This window comes from Moraxella bovis (assembly GCF_002014975.1).
Taxonomy (GTDB): domain Bacteria; phylum Pseudomonadota; class Gammaproteobacteria; order Pseudomonadales; family Moraxellaceae; genus Moraxella; species Moraxella bovis.
On record NZ_MUXV01000001.1, the window covers coordinates 1 to 25,826 of the forward strand.

Here is a 25,826-nt window from a genome sequence, read left to right on the forward strand (position 1 = left end):
TTTTTAGACCAGAGCCTAATTTTTAATTGCTCTTAATAAACACCTGCATACCCATAACGCTGATTATTAACCTGAGCAACAAAGGTGATGCCATAGCGTAAATGGGCGTTATCATGCCATTCATAAATAAAGCTATACGGCTTATAAAATTGATGTGTGTCATGCATGAGAGTTAAATGCAGTCGCTCTAAATCGCTAATGTCTTCGGTGATAAGGCGGTCATTATCAAGATAAATAAAATGGCATTGCGACTTTGCTTGTGGCGTGGTAAAAATTTGCTCACTAAAATGATAGTGGCAATATACCGCTTTATCCTGTCCGATATTAGGCGGAGCATAGCTGACATAATCCACGTCATTAGGAATGTGGGGTGCTAATTTGGGATTGACGTGCTTGGCGTGGTAGTTAAGATTGGAGATATGGCAATTATCCGCCCCCGAGTGCGTATTTTGGATTTGATTAAATTCATCTTGGATTGTTTGAATGGTTTGTTTGTCGCCAATGATGTCAAGGGCGGGCATATCAAAATCGTGATTGGTCATAAAATCCGCCCCATGTTTTAGGGCAATCTTGCTAAGCTCTTTATGCATGCACATATCATAGCCGATATGGGTAAATTGGCTTTGACTATTAGACGATGGCATAATGGCGATAATCGCCACGCATGATAGGGCGATAAGTAAGGGAGTGATAAATTTCATGATTGGCAATCTTTTTGATTTATCCTAAATCAGCCAAATAATTTTGTCAAGAATGGAGAATGCCTGCCTTTTAAACGGATGTTTTCGTTGTAAATACAAAGGGTGGGTAAGATCTATGTTTCATGGCTTTTTAAAAACCACTAAACAAAAGATTGATTTATTACAAAAGATAAAAAATAAAAAACAGCTTATAAGCAATTTTAAGCTGTTTTTTTGTGAAAAGGGTGTCCCAACCACAGCTTATCGAACGTATCAAAACGGTTGTCAGATTGCTTTATTTTGGCTTATTTGGCAACTTCTTTGGGGTCTATGCCTTGTGTTAACTGCTCTTTGATTTCTATATTTTTGGCTCGTGCTTGTGCCAACGATAAGGCAGGGTATTTGCCTAATGCCTTTTCTTTTTACTTGCCATTGTGGCTGTAAATTGATATAAAAACTTTTGTGCCTGTATGTCGCATATAAAGCCATAGCCCATTACCATCACTGATTTTATTGGGCTTATTCGGTGTGCATTTATCGTTAGGCTGTAGGCGTTTAATGGCGGTATCTGTAAGGCTCATTTTTGGTATATTTTGGTTACGAACTCGTATACCAGTTTTTTATGGATAGCAATAGATTATGACGGACAGCCAAAGACAAGAAAAGAGCTTAAAGCCTAGGAAAATCTAAGGCTGTCGTACGATGACGGACAGCCCTAGATTGTTTAATGGTCGGAGTGGCGGGATTCGAACTCGCGACCCCTTGCACCCCATGCAAGTGCGCTACCAAGCTGCGCTACACCCCGAATAGGCGATTATTATAGCAGGTTTTTGGTAGATTGCAAGCGATTTTTAACTTGTATTGTGATTGTAAAGCAAAAACCGCCCAATAAATTTGGGTGGGTTTGTATGGCGGTTTATCCTGCTTGATTGTCATCAGATGATGGGGTATCAAGCGGGGTGTTGTCATCGGCTTTGGGTTTGCGTTTGACGACTTTTGCCTTTTGGGCTGCCTTAGATGTTCTCTTGGCAGGGGTTTTGGCAGGTTTTGGAGTTTTTGTTTTGGCAGGTTTGGGCTTTTTGGGCGTTACCAAATTCAAAATCCCTGTTGGTTGTAGCAGTTGACCCGAGACGCTCTCAATCATGTCCTTATAGCTGGCAGGACTGGTTTTGGTGGTCTCATCATTTGTCTTATCGTCAGTCTTATCAGCTACTTTGGGGGCTTTGGCATCTGACATTTTATCGTCGTCTTTGGATTCATCAGTTGGACTGATGATATCATCCAAGGCTTGCACCAAAGATTCCAAGGCGGACTCAGCGGATTCTAACACTTTATCCATGGTGTCGCTGGCAGACTCTAACAAGCTTGGCTCGGTAGTGTCATGTGTACTAGGCTCCGCCATGTCGCCTACTGGCAGGTCAGGGCTGTCCACAGGCTCAGGCTTGTGAGTTTCTGTGGCAGGGGTTGGCGTCTCGTCTGTAATCGTACTCGGGACAGATTCGCCTGTTGTCTCATCAAGGATGGGACTTGTGCCTAAGTCAGGGTGTTGACCACGGGGATCGTTGCTGGCACGCTGAGCGATGGGGCGTGGCATGGTTTTGGTTTTGCCTTGTCCGATGTGCCATGCACGCTGTGCGGTGGTATGCTCGGCAAAGTCCGCCAGATATTCGCTTGAGAGTGGAGCGTAGCCATAGTTGGCGAACTGCTTGGCGAACGCCTGTTCAAACTCTTGCTCTCCATCTGTCGCAGAGTGAGTCTCTGTGGGTTTGTCAGCGTGAATGGCGTCTACCGCACGCAAAAAGTGTGCCACAAAGTCATCACGCCATGCTTGGGGCAGGGTGTCGCCCAGTACGCTTTGGATGAACTCGCCTGCCGTGCCTGTGATGGTCGGGCGAGTTGTGGTGGGGGCTGACTGTGCTTTGGTCAGACCAAGCTTCTCACGCAGGGCGACCGCCACGACTCGGGGGTCGTTGATTGCCTTATTCATCTCTTGGGCGAGCGTGGTTAGGCGTTCTGCACTCACGACATCAGCGGTTGGCATGTCTGCCTGCTGTGTCATGTCGCAAGCATTAGCACTTACTCCACCTACTTGGGTGGATGTGGCTTGCCCTTTCTGATTTACCCCTGTATCATTGGCAGGTGTGGTAACAGGAGTGGTAACACTGTCATCCACACTGATGGTTTCTGTTACCACTTCTGCTTGCACCGCCAAGTCTACCACTTCGCTGTCTTTGTTGGGTTTATCGGCGGGTTCGGCTTTTTCAGCTCTGGTGCGTTTTGGCTTGGGTTTGCTGTTGTCTAGCGAGACATGCACCACATCGCCTGTCATTTCATGCTGGATGATGGGACTGATGTATAGCACCACTTCATCGGGGTTGGCAGATTTGCGTGTGCTACGGTCAGCTTTGGCAGGTTTATCAGCACTCTTGTCTGCTCTTGGCTTATGTTTTGATTCTGGCTTTGGCTCATCGGCTTGGGGTTTGGTTGCCGATCTGTCCATGCCCTTGTCTATGCCTTTATCCGCCCCTTTGTCTGCTTTGTCGTGGGCCTTGCCTGACTGATGGCTGTCGGTACTTGCCATGTCCGCTTTGTCGGCAGGTCTTAATGTCTCGCCACGCACCATTTCGCCACGAGATTCACGCTGAGAGTTTGGCTCACGCTTGGGATAGTCTGGCTCTTTTCTGCGACGGTCGGTTTTTTCGTTTCTGTCCTTATCATAGTTTTCGCGTTTGTCGGTCTTGTTCTGACTGTCACTGTCGCTGTGGTCACGTTTGGTCTTTTTCTTGTATTTGTCATCACGTTCAGAGCGAGCAAGGCGTTCTGTCTTGTCATGATGTTTGTCACCGCTCTTGTCGTGGGTTTTGTCGTCAGCTTTTGCTTCTTTGTGTTCTTTTTCGGGCAGAGCTAGGGTGCCAAACGAACCTAGGCTCACGCCCCCACCATTGACGATGGATTCGATGGCAGCGGCAGCGTCTTCGTTATTTAGGGTGTGAGCAAGGCGTGCCTGTGGTTTGGGGGCAAATAGATTGGATAACCACGCCACGGCTTTTGGCTCATGGATAGGTTTTGTGTCTTTGGCTTTGGGCTTGTCTTTTTGGGTGTTTGGGGCGGGCTTTTGTTCGGTTTTGTCCCAATGATTTGCCCCTTTTGGTGTGGCAGGTTCGGGCGTTTGCCAGTTCACTTCATAGCCACGGTCAATGTTTTCACGCTCTTCAACATCAACAATCCGCTCATAGCTTGACGGGGCAAAGCCGTCTGGGTTGAAGTGCAAGCTAAAATTGGGCGATTCTAGATGAGCATGGGGCAAAATGGTAATGCGTGTGCCTGAGTCTTGCTCTAAATACACAAGGCTTTCACGTTTTTCGTTAAGCAAAAAGGCGGCAATCTCGGTCGGCACTTCGGCTTGAATCTCACCCATACGCTCTTTTAGGGCAATCTGTTCAATCTGACGCATGATAGACAGAGCAAGCGAACGCAAATCCCGTATCATGCCGTTGCCATGACAACGAGGGCATAGATAGCCTGTGGCTTCTTCTAGGGACGGACGCAGACGCTGACGGCTCATCTCCATCAGCCCAAATTTGCTAATCTCGGCAAACTGCACTCTGGCACGGTCGTAGCGTGTGGCATCAATCAAGCGTTTTTCCACATCCTTTTGGTGGCGTGGGTCGTTCATGTCAATAAAGTCAATGACGATGAGTCCGCCCATGTCTCTTAGGCGTAGCTGGCGGGCAATTTCATCGGCGGCTTCTAAGTTGGTGTGATAAGCGGTCTCGGAGACGTCCGAGCCTTTGGTGGACTTGGCGGAGTTGATGTCGATTGCCACCATGGCTTCGGTTTGGTCGATGACGATAGAGCCACCAGATGGCAGGCGTACTTCACGCTGATAGGCGGTCTCAATCTGACGCTCTACCCCAAAACGGCTAAACAGTGGCTCATAATCGGTATATTTACGCAGTTTGCCCATTTGGGTGGGCATGACGGACGCAATAAAATGCGCCGCTTCGTTATAGGCGTTCTCGCTGTCAATCCATACCTCGCCGATGTCATCTCTAAGATAATCACGCACGGCACGAGTGACCACGCCTGCTTCTTGGTGGACAAGGCAGGGGCTGGGGCGAGTGCGGTTTTGCTCTTGGATAGATGACCACGCATCGAGCAGGTGGTTTAGGTCGTTTTGTAGGTCATCAAAGCCCTTGCCAATCCCTGCCGTTCTCACAATCACGCTCATGCCACGGGGTATGGACAGACTGGCGATGATTTGCTTCATCTCATCACGGACTTTGCCTGAGATTTGACGGCTGATACCGCCTGCCTTGGCGTTGTTAGGCATGAGTACCAGATAACGCCCAGCGAGCGACACATAAGTGGACAAGGCAGCTCCTTTGTTGCCACGTTCTTCTTTTTCGACTTGAACGATGACGCTGTCGCCTTCTTTGATGATGTCTCTGATGTTGTCGGTGCGTGGGTTGCCTTTTAGGTACTCTGGGGCAATCTCTCTGAGGGGCAAAAAGCCCTGACGAGCCGAGCCGTATTCGACAAATACCGCTTCTAATGACGGCTCAACACGGGTAATATGCCCTTTGTAGATGTTGGCTTTTTTTTGTTCACGCGTACGATTTTCTAGGTCAAAATCGTAAAGGTGGTGGTCTTTGCACAGTGCCACACGAATCTCTTCGTTGTGGGTGGCGTTGATAAGAATGCGTTTCATTGATGTTTCCTTAACATAAGGCACATCAAAGTGGTAAGAGGAGGCGTTGCCTATTAGACAAAAGTGGTTGGGTTGTGATTGACTTTATGCTTTAAAAATCAATCACGCAACATAAAATTTACATTTAAAAACCCATTTGGCAAATGATTGCCAAATCAGTTCAACGCCTAACATTGGGGGAGATTTGATGGTATTGTGAGCGTGCCAATGTGGTTTGGTGCGTGTAGGCACCACGATAAATTGGGCATGATGATAAATACAATACAAAAAATTTCCTAAAATATCCGTATCATCGCTTGCACCGATGAGCCAAACCGCCAATTCTCCGACCACAGTGTTTGTCTTGTGTGGTCGTGTGGGTTTGGCAAAAATTCTTACGCACTTTGTGTGCAAAATAAAAAATAGGGTGATTGCCGTGATTTAAGTTTGATGAATGTGGGTATGACACCCTTAAAAAGAAATTTGCTTGAAATTTTTAAACATACGCCATGATTGGCAAAATTGACATTTTCTCATCACTTTATTGGGCAATGTGCTAAACTATGTTATTAGCGGTTGGATTTTAACAGATTTGACCGATTTTTCCTACCAAAATTTTTACTTTTTACAAATTATGCAAAAACCATTTTCCAAATCGCCCAAAAAACCAACGCCCAAACCCCAATCAGCGGACGATGTCATCACCGACTTTGCCAAAGTCAATTTTATCAGCGTAACGCCCAACCAAGACGGACAACGCATTGATAATTTTTTGCTCGCTCGCTTAAAAGGCTTGCCACGCTCGCACCTATATAAGCTCATCAGAGACGATGAAATCCGCATCAATAAAAAACGCTGTAAGCCCCATGACCGCATTAGTGCAGGCGATGTCGTGCGTGTCGCTCCCATTCGCCTGTCGGTGCGTGATGAACCTGTGGTGTCAGACGACTTTGCTAAAAGCTTGCTTGGACGAGTGGTGTTTGAAAATGACGGCTTGATTGTGCTAAACAAACCGCACGGCTTGGCGGTGCATGGCGGAAGTGGCGAGAGTTTTGGGGTGATTGAAGCCATGCGAGTGGCAACGGGCAAAAAATATTTAGAACTTATCCATAGGATTGACAAAGATACGTCAGGGCTACTGCTTATCGCCAAAAAACGCAGTACATTAAAAGACTTACAAGCCCATTTTAGAGAAAAAACCATACAAAAAGACTATCTGTGCGTGGTGCATGGCACGGTCAAGAGCGGTCAAAAAATAGACAAGCCGCTCCTTAAATATACCCTAAAAAATCGTGAAAGACGGGTCAAGGTAGATAAAGACGGCAAACCGTCCCAGACTGTGATAGAGGTGCTGGCGACTTTTGAGATAGACGGCATGGCGGTAAGCCTTGTCAAGGCAAGTCCTTTGACAGGACGCACGCACCAAATCCGTGTGCATATGGCAAGTATCGGTCATGCCTTGCTTGGCGATGACAAATACCAATCGCCCACGCAAGCAAGCCTTGCCACCCAAAAAGGCATAAAACGGCTGTGTCTGCACGCATGGCGGATTGCTGTGCCAAGCGATGATAATGTGCAGGTGTTTGAAGTGGATATGCCTGATGATATGAGGGGGTTTGTGGGGGATAGGGTTTAGGATTGTGTGCGATTATTTAACATGGGTTAAGAGCTAGTTAAGAGTAAGTAAGGTGCATACCACGCACCACTATGTTTTTAGGCATTGTTAATGGGTAAGTTTTTTGGATAAATTGGTAGGGAAAAATTGCAATTTGCTCCTACAAATCTATCCAAAATTATCATCAATTAGCAAAGGCTTAAAAAATATTGGTGCGTAATACGCACTTTACCATTACGACAGACAAACATAGAACGCTTCCCCAAATCAACCCAATTTCCCCAAAAAGCCCTAGACAATTTGCCAATTTTATTTTACAGTAGTCATTTATATTTTTTGGAAAAACGCCATGAAACCTGTAATGATAGACACGACCGCCCGCCATGAAGCGATTGCCAAATCCATTTCTGACACAGGGCTGTCCCGTGATGAACTTTTGGGGGCGATAGACTTGGGGTCAAACAGTTTTCACTTGGCAATCGCTCGGCTTGACCATGGGGAGGTACGCCGTATCGCCAGCATTTCTGAAAAAGTGCAATTAGGGGCAGGGCTTGACGAAAACAACGTCCTATCTGAGGAAGCCATGGAGCGTGGCATTGATTGCCTAAAACGCTTTTTGCCCCATGTCAGCGAAATCAGCCCCGACCGCCTAAGGGTGGTGGCAACCAACGCCCTAAGAAAGGCGGTGAACGCCCAAGAATTTATCCGCCGTGCCAATGCTTTTTTGTTAAAGCCCATTGAAGTCATCGCAGGGCGTGAAGAAGCTCGCCTTATCTATCTTGGCGTGTCGCACTCTAACGCCAGTACCGACAAACGCCTTGTGATTGACATCGGTGGGGGCAGTACCGAATTTATCATCGGACAAGGCTTTGAACCCATTGAAATGGAAAGTTTGCAAATGGGCTGTGTGTCTTTTACTCGCAAATTTTTTGCAGACGGACGTATCAGCGAGCGTGCGTTTGACGGGGCGATGACGGCAACCCAAACCGAGCTGTTAAGTATCGCCAAACGCTACAAAAAAACAGGCTGGGACAACGCCATCGCGTCATCTGGCACAGCAAAGGCGTGTAAACTTGTGCTAGAAGAGCTTGGATTTGCCAAAGATGTCATCACGCTGGACGGCATGATAAAATTAAAAAAACACCTTATCAAACTTGGCAACATTGACAAAATCACCTTTGAAGGGGTAAAAGCTCATCGCCAAGCGGTATTCCCAGCGGGAGTGGCGGAGCTTTTGGCAATCATGCAAACGCTTGATATTAAAGACCTTTATTATTCAGACGGGGCGTTGCGTGAAGGCGTGATGTATGACATGCTGGGGCGGCTTGACAATGAAGACGTGCGAGACCGTTCGGTGTCCGCCCTTGCTGAGCGGTATTCGGTGGATTTTAAGCAGGCAGGGCGTGTCATGACGACTTGTGGGCGACTGTTTGACATGGTCAAGGCGGATTTGGGCTTTGATGATGAAGACAGAGACTTGCTCCGCCGTGCGTCCAATTTGCATGAGATTGGGCTTGCCGTGGGTCATAGCAACTATCAGCGTCATAGTGCGTATTTGCTTGAATTTTCGGACATTGCAGGTTTTGCCCAAACGGGTCAAGCGAGCATGGCTCAGATTGCCCTAAACCACAGACGCAAACTCAAATCCGAAAACCTAGATATTATTGAAAACTTAGGCGGTCGCAAACTTGCCTATCTGTGCCTGATTTTACGCCTTGCCGTTACCGCCAACCACTCACGCACCATAAAATCCGCCCCCATTTACCTATCCATTTTGGACAAAAACAAAGACCATTGGCAAATCACGCTGGGAGACGGCTTGCACAAAGAGCTTATCGTTAATGAATTAAATAATGACATTGCCCAATTTGCCAAATGGGGGGTGAAATTGTCGGTGGTTGGCTAATCCATGACCGTATACAAGAGCAATGATGACATTTCAAGCCGTATGAGCATTCCCTTGCCGTTTGTCATCATGCGTGAGAATGCTACCAAAGAGCGATTTGCAGAGTATTATAAAAAAGACAATCTGCATGGTTGGTTGTTTTGTGCTTTGGTGGTGATAGGACAACTGTTTGTGTTGGGTCTTTTGTTATCTTTGGGTAATTCGATACTGGATATTATTTGGTTTTGGCTTCTACTCATCGTGATGTTTGCAGTCATTTCAATGATTGACAAATACCAATATAAAAAGCAATTAAAAGTAATTAAAAATCTACCAAAAATCACTCCTTTTATTACCATTCATCATCAAGACATGCGTGTGTATGACCCTTTTGGTGAAGAGCTTGTGGCTATGCCGATTGATAAGATAGGAAGTGTTTATATTCTGTCTAAGGGCAATCTGTCGTTTGCGATAAGTTTAAAAAAGTCATTGTGGCATGATTTTTCTTATGTAATCAGTTCCAATGAGATGGGAGCTATTTTTTATTTTACCCATCAAAATGAAAGATACATTCCTGAAAACCTAAGAAGTTGCATTTGGATAATTGACAGTATGGTAAAAATGCTCCAACAAGACCCAACCGCCAGCCATTTCCCTTTTGTCAAGAAAAACTACACCAATGGGCGAGCGTGGGACGACCCCTAAACCATTTCCCAAACGCCAAAAAATATGCTAAACTATATAAGTTTACATTTGTACGAATGATAAGGAAACATTATGAACCAACCTGTGAGCGTTTGGGAAAGTGTCAAACTTGCCCGCCATGCCGACCGTCCGCTGTTTTTGGATTATGTCAAGACGCTATTTACTGAATTTGATGAGTTGCATGGCGACCGTGCTTTTCATGACGACCGTGCGATTTTGGGCGGTCTTGCTCGTTTTGACGGCAAGCCTGTCATGGTCATCGGTCAGCACCGTGGGCGTTCTACTCGTGAGCGGATTACCCACAATTTTGGTATGGCAAGCCCCGAAGGTTACCGCAAGGTCATTCGCCTTGTGCAGATGGCAGAACGCTTTGGCTTGCCTGTTTTGACATTCATCGACACCCCAGGGGCGTACCCCGGGGTGGGAGCAGAAGAGCGTGGGCAGGCAGAAGCCATTGCCCGTGCCATTGCGGTATTTAGCAGTCTTAACACCCCAATCATCGCTACCGTCATTGGTGAAGGCGGTTCGGGCGGAGCGTTGGCAATCGGTGTGGCGGATAAGGTCAATATGCTCCAAAATAGCATTTATTCGGTCATCAGCCCCGAAGGCTGTGCCTCTATCCTGTGGAAAACCGCAGAAAAAGCCCCTGATGCGTCCGAAGCGTTGAAACTGTCGGCAAATAATTTGCACCAGTTGGGACTCATTGACGAAGTTGTGGACGAAGGGGCTGGTGGACATATTGAGCCTGATGTGGTGATGACAAATTTAAAAAATTTGTTAAACGAGCAATTAAACGAGCTTGAAATGCTGGGCAAAAATGAGTTGCTCGCTGGGCGGTATGAGCGTCTTATGAGATTTAATTCTAAGACTTCGCTGTGATTGTGATGTCAGACAAACCGCCAAAAAGGGCGGTTTATTATTGCCAAAACTACCGACAATGCAGGCAAAATTTGCTATAATACCACGTTTTATCCAGACCGACCGCCATGACCGCATACGCCCCTACCGATGAGCAATTATCCGCCCTAAATATGGCGATGACAGGCGATTCCTTTAAAATCGTGGCGTATGCAGGGGCAGGCAAGACCACGACACTCAAACTCATCAGCGAGAATTTGCGTGGGCGTGGGCTGTATTTGGCATTTAATAAGTCCATCGCCAGTGAAGCCCAAGGCAAATTTCCCCCCAATGTCAAATGCCAAACCTTTCACTCGCTCGCCTATCGCCATGTGCCGCGGGGCATTACCGCCAAAGTGAGTCTGCCACGGCTGACCCCTGCTAGACTGGCAACGGAGCTTGGCTTGAGTGCCATCGAAGTGGAGCGAAGTTTTGACGGGGTTAAAAAATCCGTGGTGCTGACCCCTGCCAAACTTGCTAATATCATAAGCGAAGCCATCATCACGTTTTGTAAGACGTCATCTGCCTATCCTGCCCCACGCCACATCACGCCCCCGTCTTGGCTGTCGGATGCTGACAAGGTGCGATTGCAAGAGCTACTCTATCCTGCCTTTGAATATCGCTGGCTGTCGTCCATCGACCCCCGCCATCAAGCAGGGATAGGGCATGATGTCTATCTAAAACTGTGGACGCTCTCAAATCCCATCATTCCTGCCGACTTCATCCTGTTTGACGAAGCCCAAGATGCCGACCCGCTCATGATGGGGGCGTTATTACAACAAAATAAGCAGACCATTTATGTCGGGGATGCTCATCAGCAGATTTATGAATGGCGGGGAGCGACCAACGCCATGAAACGCTTGCCGTATCCTGCCACGCTACTTACGCAGTCGTTTCGCTTTGGCGATGAGATTGCCAAAGTTGCCAATATTTTTTTAAAGGCATTACAAGAAGAAATCCCTCTAAAAGGCAACCCTGCCAAACATTCGATGACCGCACGCCTGCTGGCAAATGGGCAAAAAGATGCCATCCTTTGTCGCACCAACGCCAACGCCATGGCTCGTCTGTTGGCAGGGCAAAAGATGGGGCATAAAGTCGCCTTGCAAGCCGACAGTGCAAGAATACTGCGATTTTGCCAAGGGGCAGACAGCTTAAAACATGGCAAATCCGCCTATGGCACGCCCGAGCTTGCCTTTTTTAGTCATTGGGGCGAAGTCCAAGAGTTTAGCGAGACAGGCGAAGGCAGTGACCTAAAAACTTGGGTGCGACTTATCGAAGAGCATGGCACCAAGACCATCACATCCGCCATCAATAACCTAACCACGCATTCACACGCTGACTATGTCGTCTCTACCGCCCACAAATCCAAGGGGTTAGAATGGGGCAGGGTGCAGATAGATGATGACTTTTTGTACGATGTCAATCGCCAAACCGTCAAAATCAGCCCCGAAGAGCTACGCCTGCTCTATGTCGCCTGCACTCGGGGCAAGGACGTGCTGGACGTGGACGGCATTAAGGAGCTGTTGGCAGGACTGGTCAGTGGTAAGAAATTGGTGTATGGGTAGGGTAATGGGTGTAGTGATTTAAATTGGGGATGGCATGGGGCGATTTGTTACATCCATTTTAAAAAGGGACGTGTAAAAAAGAGCATGTATGCCACGCCCCATGCATTATGCGTTTGATGAATGAGATGTTATTTACCAGACTTGCCAAAATTTTTACCAAACGTCTTATTGGTAAAATCAACCGCTTTATTTATATAAGGACGAGCCTGCTCAAAATACGGCTTGGCTTGTTTGACATAATCAGCATAAGGTTCAGGCAAGCTCGCCCCCTGCTTGGCAACACCTGCAAACCACAGCACGAGCTTATAATCGCCCGAGATGACCACATCGCCATCTTGGATGGCACTCATAAAACTGGTGATGTCGCCTTTGGCAAGCAGTCGCACGCCCGTCATGGAGTCTTTAAAGTCAATGGTCAAATCAGCATGTCTGGCAGTCCCCAACGCCTGCCCAAAATGCCCATCAACAAAGCGGTAGTAGCGTGCCACGTCATCGCCACTTTTAAATTGAATGGCAAGCTCTTTGTCTTTGATAAGGTTGTGATAAGTCTCGTTATCGCCCTTGGATAGGGCTGACAGTCGCAGTCCTAAGCCGTACAGCAGGGCATCCAAAGGGTCGGTTTTTACGTCGATGATGGGTAAAGTTGGCATGATGTTCTCAAAATGGCAAAATAAAAAATAATACTCTAACGCAAATCCGAGCGTTTAAAAGTGTTTTTTGGTAACTTGGATTTATCAGTGCTTATCAAAGCGATGACCCATGGCGTACAGCACGCCTTCTAGTCCTGTGATATTGACCGAAGTGTCAGCTTTAACACGCACGATGGGCTTGGCTTTATAAGCAACACCAATGTCGCTAATCGCCATCATGGGCAAGTCGTTTGCCCCATCGCCCACGCACACCACTTCTTCCATGTCTATCGCCATCTTATCAGCGACATGAGCGACGATGCGGGCTTTGGCTTTGCCGTCAATGATATCAGACCCAACCCCGCCTGTCAGCTTACCGCCTGTTGCCAGTAGGGGATTGGCATGATATTCATCCATGCCCAACGTCTCGGCAACATATTTGGCAAACGGGGTAAAGCCCCCTGATATCAGCACCGTGCGACAGCCTTTGCTTTTTAGGGCTTTGATGGTGGCAAATGCTCCCTCTGAGAAGCTGATGTGGTCTTTGATAATCTCATCAACCACCGAGACATCCACACCCTCTAAGAGTGCCACACGTTTGGCAAAACTTTCATTAAAATCTATCTCACCACGCATGGCAGATTCGGTAATTTCTGCAACCTTGTCCGCCACACCGGCAATGCGTGCCAACTCAACGATAACCTCTTGATGAATGAGCGTTGAATCCATGTCAAAACAAACAAGTTTATGACGGCGAAGCATTTGGGCGATGGATAGGATATGAACGTCAATATAGCCTTTTTTGAGTTGTGCCATCTGCTCGGGGGTAAGTTCGGATACTTGCCCTGTCTCATCAACTTGAAATTGATAGTTGGGCTTGGGCTTTAAGGTTTTTCTTAGATAAGCGGTCAGCTGTTCATCGATGATGTGGGCGACCGCCTCACGCTTGTCGGCATTCATCTCTTTGTGGTCGGTTGGGATGAGTAGATAACGATATACCGCCACGTCAGAGAGATGCTCATGAGTGCCAATCAGATGTGCATTAGCAACCGCCATCTCATCATCAGCGACCACCACAGCTTGCCAGCCCCTTTGCTCACTGCTCCATGTTTGCACCACGTCATCCATCTGCCGACCACTGTCTGTCAGTTTATCAACTGCTGTCTTTGCTACCACCACAATAATGGCAAAAACGGGCAACTGTTTTAGAGCTTGAATACTGCCTGTTGTACCCTCAGGCAAAAGATGTGCCACACGGTCAATGGCATTTTGCCATGCCTTAGAATCTTTGGGAAGTGCATAAGTATTCATCGTTAGTACTCGTTATTGTTGATGTTGCGTTTTATTGTAACATTTTTAGCTGGGCAATGAAAAGTTAAAATTGGCATGGACATGAATTATTGAAATTTTATAACAACTTGGTCAATATTATGTAAAAATTTTATCCAAATCATGCCAGTATGAGTTTAAGTGCTTAAAATTTCACAAAAAAAATGATAAAATCTATACCCTATTTGTCCACATGCCCAATGAACGATTCATCATGACCTATCCTGCCCCTCGTCATGGCTTATTTGCTGTTTTTATTTTGGTAAGCCTAACCCTAAATTTGCTGTTTTTTGTCATCAGTGCCGAGCGACAGCAAAAAGAGCGTTATGAGCGTAGCATACAGGCAGAAGCGGTGGCGATTGCCGAAGAGCTGTCCGCACCGCTTAGCATTAACGACCGCATCAGCATGAGCGTGGTGGCAAATCGCTACATTCGGGGCGATGACGTGGCATTTGTGGGGGTGTATGATGTTAATGACAATCTGCTCGTGCCTGTGGGCAAAGAGACAAATGGGCATGCGGTCAAAGAAGTGGTGACAGGCAGTCAAAGCGTGTTGGGCTATGTGACGGTGCAGACGCATGAGATTAATCGAGCCAAGATTATCTCTGATAACTGGATGTATCTGGTGGGCGTGGCGTTTTTACATGCACTGCTATTGCTTATTTATGGCTATGTGGCACGCCCGACCGACGCCATTTGCACAGAGATTTCCCATGACGTGCGTAACCGCCTGCTTGCTAAGGGACTGCTGTATGATGTCAATCAAAAGAACCACGCCCACAGCAGTGGCGACCCCATCGGCACTCAAACAGGCTCATCTAGTACACATCACGCCAAGTATGATACGCCCCCCGCCCAATCTGAACCGTCACATCAAACACAAAGCGAGCATACCTATGTCATCCAAGCCCGCTTTGACGACCCCAACGACCTGCTTGCCACGGTGAGCAATCAGACCAAAAACGTCTATTTTTCACTGTGCCATCAGCTACTGAGTAAGGCGACCACAGAACTGCTTGCCCTGCCGGTGTTTCATGGGGTCAGCGTCGAGAGTATCTCGCCCTTTGATGACCAAGGCTGTCGTATCGTCCTGTCAGGCAAAGACAAATACAGCAAATCTGCCCTAGCATCCATCCTGCTGGCACGACTGGCACTCATGCTCAATCAAACCATCTATGACAAGCACCGTGAACTCAAACGCTTTGCCCTACCCATACGTACTTATGTCAGTGACGTCGCCCGTCAAGATGAAGTGGTGAGCGTGGGCATAAAACACCGCAAAACACCACTGGTGCTGATGCCAAATCGTGTCATCACGGATTTATCGTCTCACGGTAATTTTCTAAAACTTGCCGACCCGATTAGTGTCGCCGAGCGTGAATGCCGTCATCTAAGACACGTGAGCGTCTCCCATGCCGAGACATTGGAGCGAGTGCGAGACAAGGTATTGCTGTCTGGCTGATGGATAAAAATGGGGAATGGTGGTAATATTTTTAAAAATTTACTTGACAAAAGATGATTTTACCTTTATAAGGATTTTGAAATTGGGTCAGTTTGTTTTTGCCAAATTGATTTAAAAATAAAAACAAATTTATCCATATTGCCCATTATTTACCCCAACCCATTTATCCAAAAGGAGTTATCATGAGCGGTCTTGATGATGATTTTGATGATGATAATTTTGAAGAAGATGCCGATGCCCAACTGGCAGACGACACCAAAGCCAAACCCTTAGAAAAACGCCTTAAAATCGACGCCATGCTCGAAGAGCAACGCCTAAATAAACTCATGCGTGCCTTAGAAGATGACGATGATTTTGCCGAATTTGATGATTTGGACGATGATGATTTTGATGCCTAAACTTGCCTTAGGCTAAGTTTGGTGTTGTCATTTGCCTGTCATCTAATTATACCACTTTTAGCCATGCTATTTTAATCCCAAACCCTAAGAGTACACCCATGACCCGCGATGAATTAATAACGCTACTATACAGCGAAGAGACGAACCCTTATGGCTTTGACCCTGTTGCCACGCATGGGTTTTTGACCGCCAGTATCGTCGGCAAGCCTCTGCCAAATTGGCTGTCTGTGTATTTTGATGGGCATGAAAATGAGGTGAGCGATGATGTCAAAACCGCCCTGACGGCATGGCGAGATGGGATTTATCAAACCCTAAAAGACGAAGAGCCTGTTGAACTGCCCTTTGATGCTGACGACGACGAAGAAGACTTTGGCGAAAATTCAGACGTGGTGGCGTGGTGTATCGGCTTCATCGAGGCGATGTATGGCGATGAGTCTGTGGATTGGTTTGATGATGCTGACACCGAAAAAGACGTGGCGGAGCTGACCTTGCCGATGGTCATTTTGTCAGGCATGGATGAAGAGAGTGAAGAGCTTGGCATGATGAGAGGTGACATTGACATGATGGTGCAGCTCGCCAATAGCTTAGAAGGCAATGTTACTGAGCTGTTTTTGTTGTTTCATACCAATGATTGATGTTGGTCTTTGATATTACAAATCTTTGTGATGGATGCCCTAAAATCAGCTGTGTTTTAGGGTGTTTTTTATGTACAAAAATTCTTTACAAGTGTTTTTAAATGAGTTATGCTAAGCCATCAGTCTTAGGATGGATAATTTTAGGATTGTTTTAGGATTGATGACTTTTGATTTTTATCTATTTGTAAGGACACATCATGCACGACCACATTCACGGCTATGAAGCCAGCCTTCACGCCTATCCTTTTCCACTCATTATCAAACAGCTGTTAAACCGAGCCAAAACCGTCTCGCTTGACCAAGAGATTTTTTATGCCGACAAAGCCCGATTTACTTATCGGGAGTTTTTGGGGCGGATACAGCGTTTTGCCAATGTTTTGACCGATTTGGGGCTAAAACGAGGCGACGTTGTGGCAGTCATGGACTGGGATAGTCATCGCTATTTAGAAGCGTATTTTGCCATTCCCATGCTCGGGCTGATTTTGCAAACGGTTAATATCCGCCTGTCCCCTGAAAAAATCCTATACACCCTAAACCACGCCAAGCCCAAGGCGTTGCTCCTTAACTCTGAATTTATGCCGATGATTGGCAATCATGTCCATGACGTGCCAAGCGTTGAGAAAATCATCTGGCTTGATGACCACACCACGCCTGCCCCTGATTTTGTGGTGGGCGAGTACGAAGAGCTGTTAAGCCGTGCCGATGATGTATTTGAATTTGAAGATTTTGACGAAAACACCATTGCCACGACTTTTTATACGTCAGGCACGACAGGCGACCCCAAGGGCGTGTTTTTTAGTCATCGTCAAATCGTCCTGCACGCCATGGCGGTGGCAATGGGGGCAAGTCTAAACCCCGATGAAGTTGGGCTTAGATACTCGGACGTGTATATGCCGATTACGCCAATGTTTCATGTTAATGGCTGGGGCATTCCCTATGTGGCGACCATGATTGGGTTAAAACAAATCTACCCAAGCCGTTATGTGCCAAGCCTACTGGTAGATTTGGCAATCAAACACAAGGTAAGCTTTACCCACTGCGTACCGACTATTTTACAAATGATGCTAAAAGAAGCAGGCGAGCGTGATATTACCTTTGACGGCTTAAAGATGATTATCGGCGGCTCACGCCTGACCGAAGGGCTTGCCAAATCCGCCCTAGCCCGTGGCATACAGGTCTATACCGCCTATGGCATGAGTGAGACCTGCCCTGTGATTACGGTGGCAACTTTTGACAAAAAAGAGCCTTTAACGCCCGAGAACTCACTTGCCATTCGGGTAAGTACGGGCGTGCCTGTGCCACTCGTGGACTTGCAAATTTGGAATGAGCACGGGCAAAGCCTACCCCAAGACGGCAAAACCGCAGGCGAAGTGGTGGTGCGTACGCCGTGGCTGACTCAGAGTTATTTTAAAAACCAAGACGCAGGCGATGAGCTTTGGACGGGCGGTTATCTACACACCCAAGACATCGCCCACATGGATGATAAAGGCGTGGTGCGAGTTACCGACCGCCTAAAAGACGTCATCAAGTCAGGGGGCGAGTGGGTGTCATCATTGGAGATTGAGACGATTTTGTCGTTGCACCCGTCTGTAGCGGACATTGCCGTCATCGGTATTCCTGATGACAAATGGGGCGAGCGACCTTTGGCGTTGGTGGTCAAAAAGCCAAATCATGAGAACATTACGCCTGATGACATTTTGGCACTGGCACACCAAGCCTATGAACGGGAGATTATCCCCAAATACAGCATGCCGAGCGAGCTACGTTTTGTTGCCGATATTCCCAAAACCAGCGTGGGCAAGCATGACAAAAAGGTGATTCGCACGCTTGTGGCGGATGGTGAGTTGTAACAAACGCAGGGCAGGCGGTCAAGACAACTGGCGATATCTGACCTGTTCTGCCCATAACTTACGACTGTTTAAGGGCTTGTAGTCAAGTAGGTAGTCTATCATCGCCCGATGTATCTGTCCGAGCAGTGCCAAGGCGGTGGGGCTTGGCTGATGATGGTCTGTCTTGCTGACCGCCCTAATCACTGCCCCTGATGTGCCAGTGTCGTCGGTGCTGACAAAGCCCCGTGTGGGGATAAAGTCATAATATGACTGCACATCAATCGCCTGCCCTGTCTCATCTGTACCCCAGTCAATGCCTACGCCCAGCTCATCAAACAACGCTCTCTCAAACTGCCGTAGTGTCCGTTTCATCTTGTTCATGTTGCTCATCTTATGAGCGGTACTGTTGCCCGTTTGATTATTTTTATCATTGCCCATGTCATGACTGACAGCTTGGAGTTGTGTCACGCTGTCATGGTAGTGTTGCCATAGGGCGGGGCAGGGGTTTTCGGGGGCGATGAGTCGGCAGATGAGTTCATTAAGATAGAGTAGGGCGTACTGATTTTGCCCCAAAGGGCGTGGGGGCGATGTGGTCGTGATGTGAATTTGGGTGAAGTTTTTTAGGGTGTTTTGTCCACTGGCAAACAGCTCAATGACTGCAAAGGACGGCATGCCACGCACGCCTACGCCATGCACCACGCCATGTTCGGCACTAAAAAACTGATAAATCGCCCGTTTTTCTTGATAGGCTCGGGCATGTAGTAGATAGCCGGTCAGTGGCTCGTTTTTCATGATGGGTCGCTTGATATAAAAAGAAGTTAGCGATAACTAAGTGCTTCCGCCAAATGAGCCATGCCCACCCTATCCGCCCCTGCCAGATCAGCAATGGTGCGAGCCACTCTTAGCACCCGATGATAGCTACGAGCGGAGAGATTGAGCCGTGATTGGGCGGTGGCTAGGAGCTGTTTTTCTGCCGTGCCAAGCGGTATGTAGGTATCAATCTCGCTTGGGGTCAGCTCGCTGTTGGCTTTGCCTTGACGGTCTAGGGCAATTTGGCGAGCCTTTGCCACACGTTCACGCACCACAGCAGACGGTTCGCCTTGTGGGGCGTTTTGTAGGTCGTCTATCGGCATGGCAGGGACGTGGATATGCAGGTCAATACGGTCAAGCAAGGGACCTGAGATTTTGTCCTGATAACGGCGGATTTGCTCAGGCGTACAGCGACAACGGTTAGACGGATCGCCATGATAGCCACACGGACACGGATTCATCGCCCCGATGAGCTGAAAATTGGCAGGATAATCCACCTGTGAGTTGGCACGACTTATCGTGATGGTTTTGGATTCTAACGGCTGTCGCATGACTTCGAGCGTTTTGCGGTCAAACTCGGGCAATTCATCAAGAAAAAGCACGCCTTGATGAGCAAGGCTAATCTCCCCTGGTTTGGGGCGTGATCCACCGCCCGACAACGCCACCGCACTCATGGTATGATGACAAGAGCGAAACGGACGTATACCAAATTCATAAGGCACGCCTGCCACTGAATAAATGCTTGCCACTTCTAGGGCTTCATCGTCAGTCAAGGGCGGTAAAATGCTCGGCAGACGGCTTGCCATGAGTGTTTTGCCCGAACCGGGCGAGCCTTTAAACAGCATAGAATGCCCACCTGTGGCACAAATCTCCAGCGCTCTACGGGCGTGGTGTTGCCCTTTGACATCGGACAAATCAAGCGGATAAGTCGCCACTGTTTTGGCGGTCGGTATGGCGGTTGGGGTAAGTTTGTCGTCTGCATGACCGCCATTGATAGCATTTAGATGACGGCAGACTTGGGCGAGATTCTCCGCTCCCAGCACGCAAATATCCGCCACTTGCACCGCTTCGGACGCATTGGCACTTGGCAGGATTAGCGTCCGCCCACCGCCTTTTAGGGTGCGAGCCACCGACAGTGAGCCTGTTACCCCACGCAAATCGCCATTTAGGGCAAGCTCGCCCACAAATTCAAAATTATCCAGCACCGTCTCATCAATCTGCCCACTTGCCGTCAAAATCCCAATGGCAATCGGCAAATCAAGCCTAGCCCCGTCTTTTGGCAGGTCAGCAGGGGCAAGGTTAATCGTGATACGGCGATTGGGAAAATCAAAACCACTGTTGATAATCGCCGAGCGGACACGGTCTTTACTTTCACGCACAGACGCTTCGGGCAAGCCGACCATGGTTAGGGCAGGCAAGCCTTGGGAGATATGGACTTCCACCGTAACAGGCGGTGCGGTCAGACCGATGACAGAACGGGTGTGGATTTGGGCGAAGGACATGGGTTATACAATCGCCTTTTGATAAACGCTGGACAATTCAGTCAAATTCACCGCATATTGCACGTTTTGGTAAGCCTTACCAATCTCGCTTTGTAATACGCTCATCACACGCCCGACCAAATCCGCCTTTATCTCATCACTGCGACCTGCCATAATCGCGAAATGTGCCACCACAAAATGCTCGCCGTCATCAAACGCCAGTCCGATAAGGCTGTCTGTGGCATGATATACACGACTTTTGATGTCTTTGGACTGGGCAAATTGACCGCTTTCAAATAGGGCAGTATTTAGCTTTAATAACAAATCAGCTTCATCGGCGATTTTTAGGTTTTTGGATAATTCTAGGGTAAGATGGGGCATAAAACTTCCTTTTGGATTAATCAGGTTTGACACAAATCAGTACACGAATGCTGTCAGGTACGAGCGATAGATTTGCCAATGCCGACAGTCCCTGCTCTTTCATCTCAATGAGAGTCTTTATTTCATCATCTCGCACGTTTGGATTGATGGCTTGTAGGCGTTGCAGTCGTCCTATCTCTTTATCCAGATGGTCGGCAAATTGGCTTTGGGCGGACGCACTGATGGCGGACAGCTCATCGGTTGCCTTAGTCTTGGCTAGGGCGGTGATGTTGCCGATGACTTCATGTCTTGCCTTGATGACTTGACGGGCTTTGGCTTTGTCTAGTCTGTCAATGATGGGCAGAAGTTTGTCGGGGGTTGCCACTTTGGTTAGGTCATTGCCATTTTCGGCAAGTAGCACACGGATGATTTGCCCTGAAAGATAGGCAGATAGATTTAGGTGTTTGGGAGCGATGGCTTCGACTCGAAAGTGGTTTTCGATGAGCATGAGACCCTGTGGCATGGCGGATGATTTTAATAGCACCACGCTGGTGTTGCCAAACGTGCCTGACTTGATGGACTCTAACACGCCCGTCATGAGCGGGTGTTCTAGGGTCATGTACGCCATGTCTTCACGGGTCAGGGCTTGGGTGCGGTCAAAAGTTAGGGCCATACCGTCTTCGTCAAGGGGCAGTCCCGAGATGTCCTGCACTTCGGTGCTGTCAATGGGATGAATGACCCACGAATCATCACGGCTAATACTATAATCGACGTTGAGTGCGTCCAGATAGCGGTCAAGAAATACTGGCAGTATCTGCGTGTTGTCCAGCTCATGCATGGCTTGCACGATACGTCCTGCCACGCTAGGACGGCATGAGTTATGTTCTAGCAGACGGTCTCGCCCTGCTTGTAGCTCTTCTTCGAGCTGTATACGCAGGGCGGTTGCGTCCGCCACCAGTTCGGCAAAGTCATTGGGCGTGCCTTGCCCTTCTAGTAGTGGTTTTAGGTCAGCGATGAAATGCTCTTGCACTGTTTGGGCGGTGGGACTGATGTGGTTAAAGATGTTTAGAGCATGGTCATACCAATGATATAGGCGTTCTTGGGCGGTGCCAACGACAAAAGGGACATGCAGGCGGATTTGGGCGATTTGTCCGATGCGGTCAAGTCGTCCGATACGTTGCTCCAAGGTGTCAGGGTTGGCAGGCAAATCAAACAACACCAAATCTTGGGCAAATTGAAAATTACGCCCCTCCGAGCCAATCTCGCTACACAGCAGTATCTGAGCCCCACTCGTGTCAGCAAAGTAGGCAGATGCTTGGTCACGCTCCAACAGGCTCATCTGCTCGGTAAAGATGGCGGTCTTAATGCCAGCGTGCAGACGTAACACCGCTTCTAAACTCTCAATGGTCGCCCCAGAGCGAGCGATGAACAGGACTTTGTTGTGTTTTAAGTCGTTTTTTAACAGCTCAATGAGCCACGGCACTCGGGGGTCAGCTTCTAGCCATGAGCCGTCGGGAAAGCTTTCTTCGCCCCACAGCTGTTCACGCAGTTTGCCATGGGTGTAAGGGGTGTTTTGCCACGCTGTCGGCAGGGGTAGTGGGTAGGCGATACTTGTACGTCCATAAAAACCCTGCACGCTGTCTCGGGTGTTTCTAAATAGTACACGTCCTGTGCCGTGGCGGTCTAGCAGTTCGTTGATGATGTGCTGGCGGAGTTTGTCATTGGTATTGATGTCGGCAATCTCGCTGACATCAAAGCCGAGCAGTCCTGCCACTGCCGTGATTTGCTTATCGGTCAGATCTTTGCCGTCTATCAGCAAAGTTGCCACCATTGCCACGTCCGCAAAGGCGTCTTGGGAGGCAATAAAATCATCCAAATCATCAAAGCGGTGCGGGTCAAGCAGTCGCAGGCGGGCAAAATGACTCTCCACGCCAAGCTGTTCTGGCGTGGCGGTCAGTAGTAACACCCCTGCGATGTGCTGGGCAAAATCTGCCACCAACTCGTATTTGTCATTACCGCCTTGTTCGCTGTCCCAATGCAGATGATGGGCTTCATCCACCACAAGCAAATCAAAGCCCGATGCATACGCCTGCTCATATAGGTCGTGATGGTCAAGCAACAAATCAATGCTGGCGATGATGAGCTGTTCGGTGCCAAACACGTTTTCATCAGGGTTATGTTCTTTGATGGATGCTGTCCGTACTAGGTCAAAAATGGCAAAATCTAAGTTAAATCGGCGTTTTAACTCTATCATCCACTGATACTGTAAGCTGTCAGGGACAAGGATAAGCACCCGATTGGCTCGCCCTGTGATGAGCTGTTGATGAACGATAAGCCCTGCTTCTATCGTCTTGCCCAGCCCCACTTCATCTGCCAGTAGTACTCGGGGGGCTAGGCGTTTGCCGACTTCGTGGGCGATGTAGAGCTGATGGTTAATGATGTCCACTCTTGCCCCGATGAGTCCACGAAGCGGATGACGGGTGAGCATGGCGTTGAGTTTCAGGGCGTCTTGACGGACTTCATAATGCTCATTATGCTCAATGCGTCCTGCCAGCAGTCGCTCCAAGGGCTTGGCGAGCGTGATGTTTGCCGACAGGCGAGTCTCCATGAGACTTTTGCCACAGGTCAGATGATAACGCATGACATCGGCTATCTCTTCACAGCTTGCCACCACGAACTCTTGCCCGTCTTGGTCAAAAATGGTGTCGCCACTGCCAAAGACCACCCGTGACAGTTGAGCGGACGCTTTGGCATACACTCGTTTTTCTTCGCTTTGGGGGAATAAGATGTGAACACAGCGGTCGTCCACTTCGATGACCACGCCCAATCCCAAATTACTCTCAGAATCGGACAAATAACGCTGACCAATGGCAAATACGCTCATAAAAATTTAACGCTCGGTAAAGATGTGATGAATTTATGTTTATGGGGGCAATCCCCATTTTATAAAGGCAAATTGATTATTTTAAGTGAAATGGGTAGGATTTTGCAATAAAAATTTGTTGTGGGTGGGGTGGGGTAAATAGGGTAAATGATGGTTGTCCTATTTTTAGGCGTGGTTTGACAGGGTTAAGTTTGATGGGGCTAAATGTGGCAAGATTAAAATAGAAAGATTTTATTTGACAAGGCAAAATAAAATAAAAACTGCCTAGGATAAATCAAATACCTTATCCACATTAAACGCCAATCCATCAAAAATAACCGAATGGGCGACTTGGTTCTCGCCTTGTACATAAAGACGTTCGCCCACATAACTGCCATCTTTTAACACATAAATCAAAATCGTGCGTGCTTTGCTGTCCACTATCCAATATTCACGCACACCTGCTTCTTGATATAGATCAAATTTTATGCTCATCTCTTTTTTTGAGTTGCTTGGCGATAGAATTTCCACAACCAAATCAGGGGCTCCCACACACCCTTTTATCATCCAGTTTTGACAAATCACACACCACACACAAATCAGGCTGAACCACCGTCTCAATCTCGGGGCTATCGCCTGTTAGCCGTACATCAAAAGGGGCAAAATAAACCCGACACGGCTGTTTGTCAAAATAATCACCAAGCACACGGCTTAGATTCCATGCAATGTCTTGATGAAAGCGAGTAGGGGCAAGACTCATGGCGATGATTTTGCCTTTGATGAGTTCAATTTTTTCTTTTAGTTGCCATGTCAAATAATCGGCATAAGTATAGCGATGATTAAGATTAAGCTCGGACAGGCTAGTGATGGTCATGACAGCTCCTAATGGTCGCCTAGGGGTCAGTAAGATTAGCATAACACGCCCAAAGCGTGACTGCAAGGTTTTACTGTCCGATTACTGCTTTTTAATCCCTTCAAGTAACCCCAAAAACCCCTTCACATACGCCATATCCATACTACTTGCACGCACCCCTGCATACAGCTGACAATGCACCCCCGCCCCGAGCGGACGTGTTACCACCCAGCCTTTTTTCTCATATTCGCTCGCCACCCAGTCGGGCAGTGCCGATACACCCCGCTCGCTTGCCACCAGCTGAATGAGCATGGCGGTAAGCTCGGTCGTGCGAATATGTTTGGGGGTAACGCTATTTGGCTCTAAAAATTTGGCAATGACATCAAGGCGAGTCTGCTCCACAGGATAGGTGATGAGTGTCTCGTCCGCTAGGTCGGTAGGAGTTATCACGCTATGGCTTGCCAAGCGGTGCGTGGGTGACATCACAAGGCGACTTTCGTAGGTAAACAGTGGCTCATAATGGATACCGTCTATCGGCAAATCGCTTGCCGTGATGAGTAGGTCAATGTCGCCGTCTAGGAGCATTTGGTGTGGTTCGGGTTCAAAGCCAGAGGCAAAATCCAACTCCACATCGCTATACTCGTTACGATAGACATTTAAAATCGGCATGAGCCAATCAAAACAGCTATGGCACTCGCTTGCCAGTCTTAGTTGCCCTGCTTGTCCGTGTGCCAAACGCCTTATGTCGGCTTTGGTGCGAGCGACTTGCGGTAGGACATTATCGGCAAGCTGCAAAACCAAGCGACCTGCTGGCGTAAAGGTTACAGGGCGAGTACGGCGATTGACCAGCGTAATGTCATAATAGCTTTCTAGTTCTTTTAATTGATGAGAAATGGCGGATGCGGTCAAATTAAGCTCATCGGCAGTCATGGCAAGCGAACCGAGACGGTCAAGGGCAGAGAGCATTTGCAAATGGCGGATTTCTAGCATGGCGGTTTTGGGTTAAAATTTTTCATTATTTTATCATAAAATCAAAAATTTTTCAGGTTAAAAAGGTTGGTAATGAGAATAAGTAGTGATTGATAATGGGATGTGGTTTGTTGTACGCCCAATGAATTTGATATTTGCCATAGGTTTTGG

21 protein-coding genes, 1 tRNA gene and 1 pseudogene are annotated in these 25,826 nt (G+C 47.9%); 10 read left to right on the forward strand and 13 right to left on the reverse strand.

Annotated features, from left to right (window positions below):
- Nucleotides 1-32 precede the first annotated feature (32 nt).
- A complete protein-coding gene (locus tag B0182_RS00005; protein ID WP_078272987.1) occupies nt 33-701 on the reverse strand; it encodes a hypothetical protein in 669 nt (222 codons plus the stop codon).
- A 115-nt stretch (nt 702-816) separates the two neighbouring features.
- On the opposite strand from B0182_RS00005, the gene B0182_RS14700 reads away from it, so the two are divergent.
- Entirely contained in the window at nt 817-1,035 is a 219-nt protein-coding gene (locus B0182_RS14700) for a hypothetical protein (protein ID WP_228157749.1), read from the forward strand.
- On the opposite strand, the pseudogene B0182_RS15285 reads toward B0182_RS14700, so the two are convergent.
- The 3 genes and pseudogenes from B0182_RS15285 to B0182_RS00020 form a co-directional block, all read right to left on the reverse strand.
- Nucleotides 986-1,261 (reverse strand): annotated as a pseudogene (locus B0182_RS15285) (Arm DNA-binding domain-containing protein). The gene B0182_RS14700 and the pseudogene B0182_RS15285 overlap by 50 nt on opposite strands.
- Nucleotides 1,262-1,408: 147 nt before the next feature.
- Nucleotides 1,409-1,485: transfer RNA gene (locus tag B0182_RS00015), tRNA-Pro, on the reverse strand.
- A 111-nt stretch (nt 1,486-1,596) separates the two neighbouring features.
- Complete coding sequence (locus B0182_RS00020; protein WP_078272989.1) at nt 1,597-5,391, reverse strand: Rne/Rng family ribonuclease; 3,795 nt, start codon at nt 5,389-5,391, stop codon at nt 1,597-1,599.
- A 613-nt stretch (nt 5,392-6,004) separates the two neighbouring features.
- Here B0182_RS00020 and B0182_RS00030 point away from each other — a divergent pair.
- The 5 genes from B0182_RS00030 to B0182_RS00050 all read left to right on the forward strand — a co-directional run bounded on the left by B0182_RS00030 (nt 6,005) and on the right by B0182_RS00050 (nt 12,037).
- The gene (locus B0182_RS00030; protein ID WP_078273018.1) at nt 6,005-7,006 is read left to right on the forward strand and encodes an RluA family pseudouridine synthase; all 1,002 of its coding nucleotides are present in this window, start codon (nt 6,005-6,007) and stop codon (nt 7,004-7,006) included.
- A 328-nt stretch (nt 7,007-7,334) separates the two neighbouring features.
- Nucleotides 7,335-8,891, forward strand: a complete 1,557-nt coding sequence (ppx, locus tag B0182_RS00035; RefSeq protein ID WP_078272991.1) for an exopolyphosphatase — start codon at nt 7,335-7,337, stop codon at nt 8,889-8,891.
- Between the two features lie 3 nt (nt 8,892-8,894).
- Nucleotides 8,895-9,575: a hypothetical protein gene (locus tag B0182_RS00040; protein WP_078272992.1), complete on the forward strand. Its 681-nt coding sequence runs from the start codon at nt 8,895-8,897 to the stop codon at nt 9,573-9,575.
- Nucleotides 9,576-9,647: 72 nt separating this feature from the next.
- Entirely contained in the window at nt 9,648-10,454 is an 807-nt protein-coding gene (locus tag B0182_RS00045; RefSeq protein WP_078272993.1) for an acetyl-CoA carboxylase carboxyltransferase subunit alpha, read from the forward strand.
- A 107-nt stretch (nt 10,455-10,561) separates the two neighbouring features.
- Nucleotides 10,562-12,037, forward strand: coding sequence for a UvrD-helicase domain-containing protein (locus B0182_RS00050; RefSeq protein ID WP_078272994.1), 1,476 nt, complete (start codon nt 10,562-10,564; stop codon nt 12,035-12,037).
- 128 nt (nt 12,038-12,165) lie between these two features.
- Here B0182_RS00050 and B0182_RS00055 read toward each other — a convergent pair whose 3' ends face one another.
- Both B0182_RS00055 and serB read right to left on the reverse strand, forming a co-directional pair.
- Nucleotides 12,166-12,687, reverse strand: a complete 522-nt coding sequence (locus tag B0182_RS00055; protein ID WP_078272995.1) for a hypothetical protein — start codon at nt 12,685-12,687, stop codon at nt 12,166-12,168.
- Between the two features lie 84 nt (nt 12,688-12,771).
- Nucleotides 12,772-13,977: a phosphoserine phosphatase SerB gene (gene serB / locus B0182_RS00060; RefSeq protein WP_078272996.1), complete on the reverse strand. Its 1,206-nt coding sequence runs from the start codon at nt 13,975-13,977 to the stop codon at nt 12,772-12,774.
- 232 nt (nt 13,978-14,209) lie between these two features.
- Here serB and B0182_RS00065 point away from each other — a divergent pair, with 232 nt between their 5' ends.
- The 4 genes from B0182_RS00065 to B0182_RS00080 all read left to right on the forward strand — a co-directional run bounded on the left by B0182_RS00065 (nt 14,210) and on the right by B0182_RS00080 (nt 18,340).
- A complete protein-coding gene (locus tag B0182_RS00065; protein WP_143821624.1) occupies nt 14,210-15,457 on the forward strand; it encodes a hypothetical protein in 1,248 nt (415 codons plus the stop codon).
- A gap of 182 nt (nt 15,458-15,639) precedes the next feature.
- Entirely contained in the window at nt 15,640-15,855 is a 216-nt protein-coding gene (locus B0182_RS00070; RefSeq protein ID WP_029102430.1) for a PA3496 family putative envelope integrity protein, read from the forward strand.
- Between the two features lie 98 nt (nt 15,856-15,953).
- Nucleotides 15,954-16,490, forward strand: coding sequence for a YecA/YgfB family protein (locus B0182_RS00075; protein ID WP_078272998.1), 537 nt, complete (start codon nt 15,954-15,956; stop codon nt 16,488-16,490).
- 197 nt (nt 16,491-16,687) lie between these two features.
- Nucleotides 16,688-18,340 carry a fatty acid--CoA ligase gene (locus B0182_RS00080; RefSeq protein ID WP_078272999.1) on the forward strand — a complete coding sequence of 551 codons (1,653 nt, stop codon included), beginning with the start codon at nt 16,688-16,690 and terminating at the stop codon, nt 18,338-18,340.
- Nucleotides 18,341-18,358: 18 nt separating this feature from the next.
- Here the strand turns inward: B0182_RS00080 and recO are convergent, their stop codons facing one another.
- From recO to B0182_RS00110, 7 genes are all read right to left on the reverse strand, one after another.
- Entirely contained in the window at nt 18,359-19,111 is a 753-nt protein-coding gene (gene recO, locus B0182_RS00085) for a DNA repair protein RecO (protein WP_078273000.1), read from the reverse strand.
- Nucleotides 19,112-19,137: 26 nt separating this feature from the next.
- Complete coding sequence (locus tag B0182_RS00090) at nt 19,138-20,631, reverse strand: YifB family Mg chelatase-like AAA ATPase (protein WP_078273001.1); 1,494 nt, start codon at nt 20,629-20,631, stop codon at nt 19,138-19,140.
- Nucleotides 20,632-20,634: 3 nt separating this feature from the next.
- Complete coding sequence (locus B0182_RS00095; protein ID WP_078273002.1) at nt 20,635-20,991, reverse strand: 5-carboxymethyl-2-hydroxymuconate Delta-isomerase; 357 nt, start codon at nt 20,989-20,991, stop codon at nt 20,635-20,637.
- A gap of 16 nt (nt 20,992-21,007) precedes the next feature.
- Nucleotides 21,008-23,854, reverse strand: a complete 2,847-nt coding sequence (gene rapA, locus B0182_RS00100) for an RNA polymerase-associated protein RapA (RefSeq protein ID WP_078273003.1) — start codon at nt 23,852-23,854, stop codon at nt 21,008-21,010.
- Between the two features lie 264 nt (nt 23,855-24,118).
- Entirely contained in the window at nt 24,119-24,385 is a 267-nt protein-coding gene (locus tag B0182_RS15035) for a Uma2 family endonuclease (RefSeq protein ID WP_208624059.1), read from the reverse strand.
- Complete coding sequence (locus B0182_RS15040) at nt 24,372-24,707, reverse strand: Uma2 family endonuclease (protein ID WP_208624060.1); 336 nt, start codon at nt 24,705-24,707, stop codon at nt 24,372-24,374. Before B0182_RS15040 ends, B0182_RS15035 begins: the two co-directional genes overlap by 14 nt.
- A gap of 81 nt (nt 24,708-24,788) precedes the next feature.
- The gene (locus tag B0182_RS00110; RefSeq protein WP_078273004.1) at nt 24,789-25,676 is read right to left on the reverse strand and encodes a LysR family transcriptional regulator; all 888 of its coding nucleotides are present in this window, start codon (nt 25,674-25,676) and stop codon (nt 24,789-24,791) included.
- Nucleotides 25,677-25,826 lie beyond the last annotated feature (150 nt).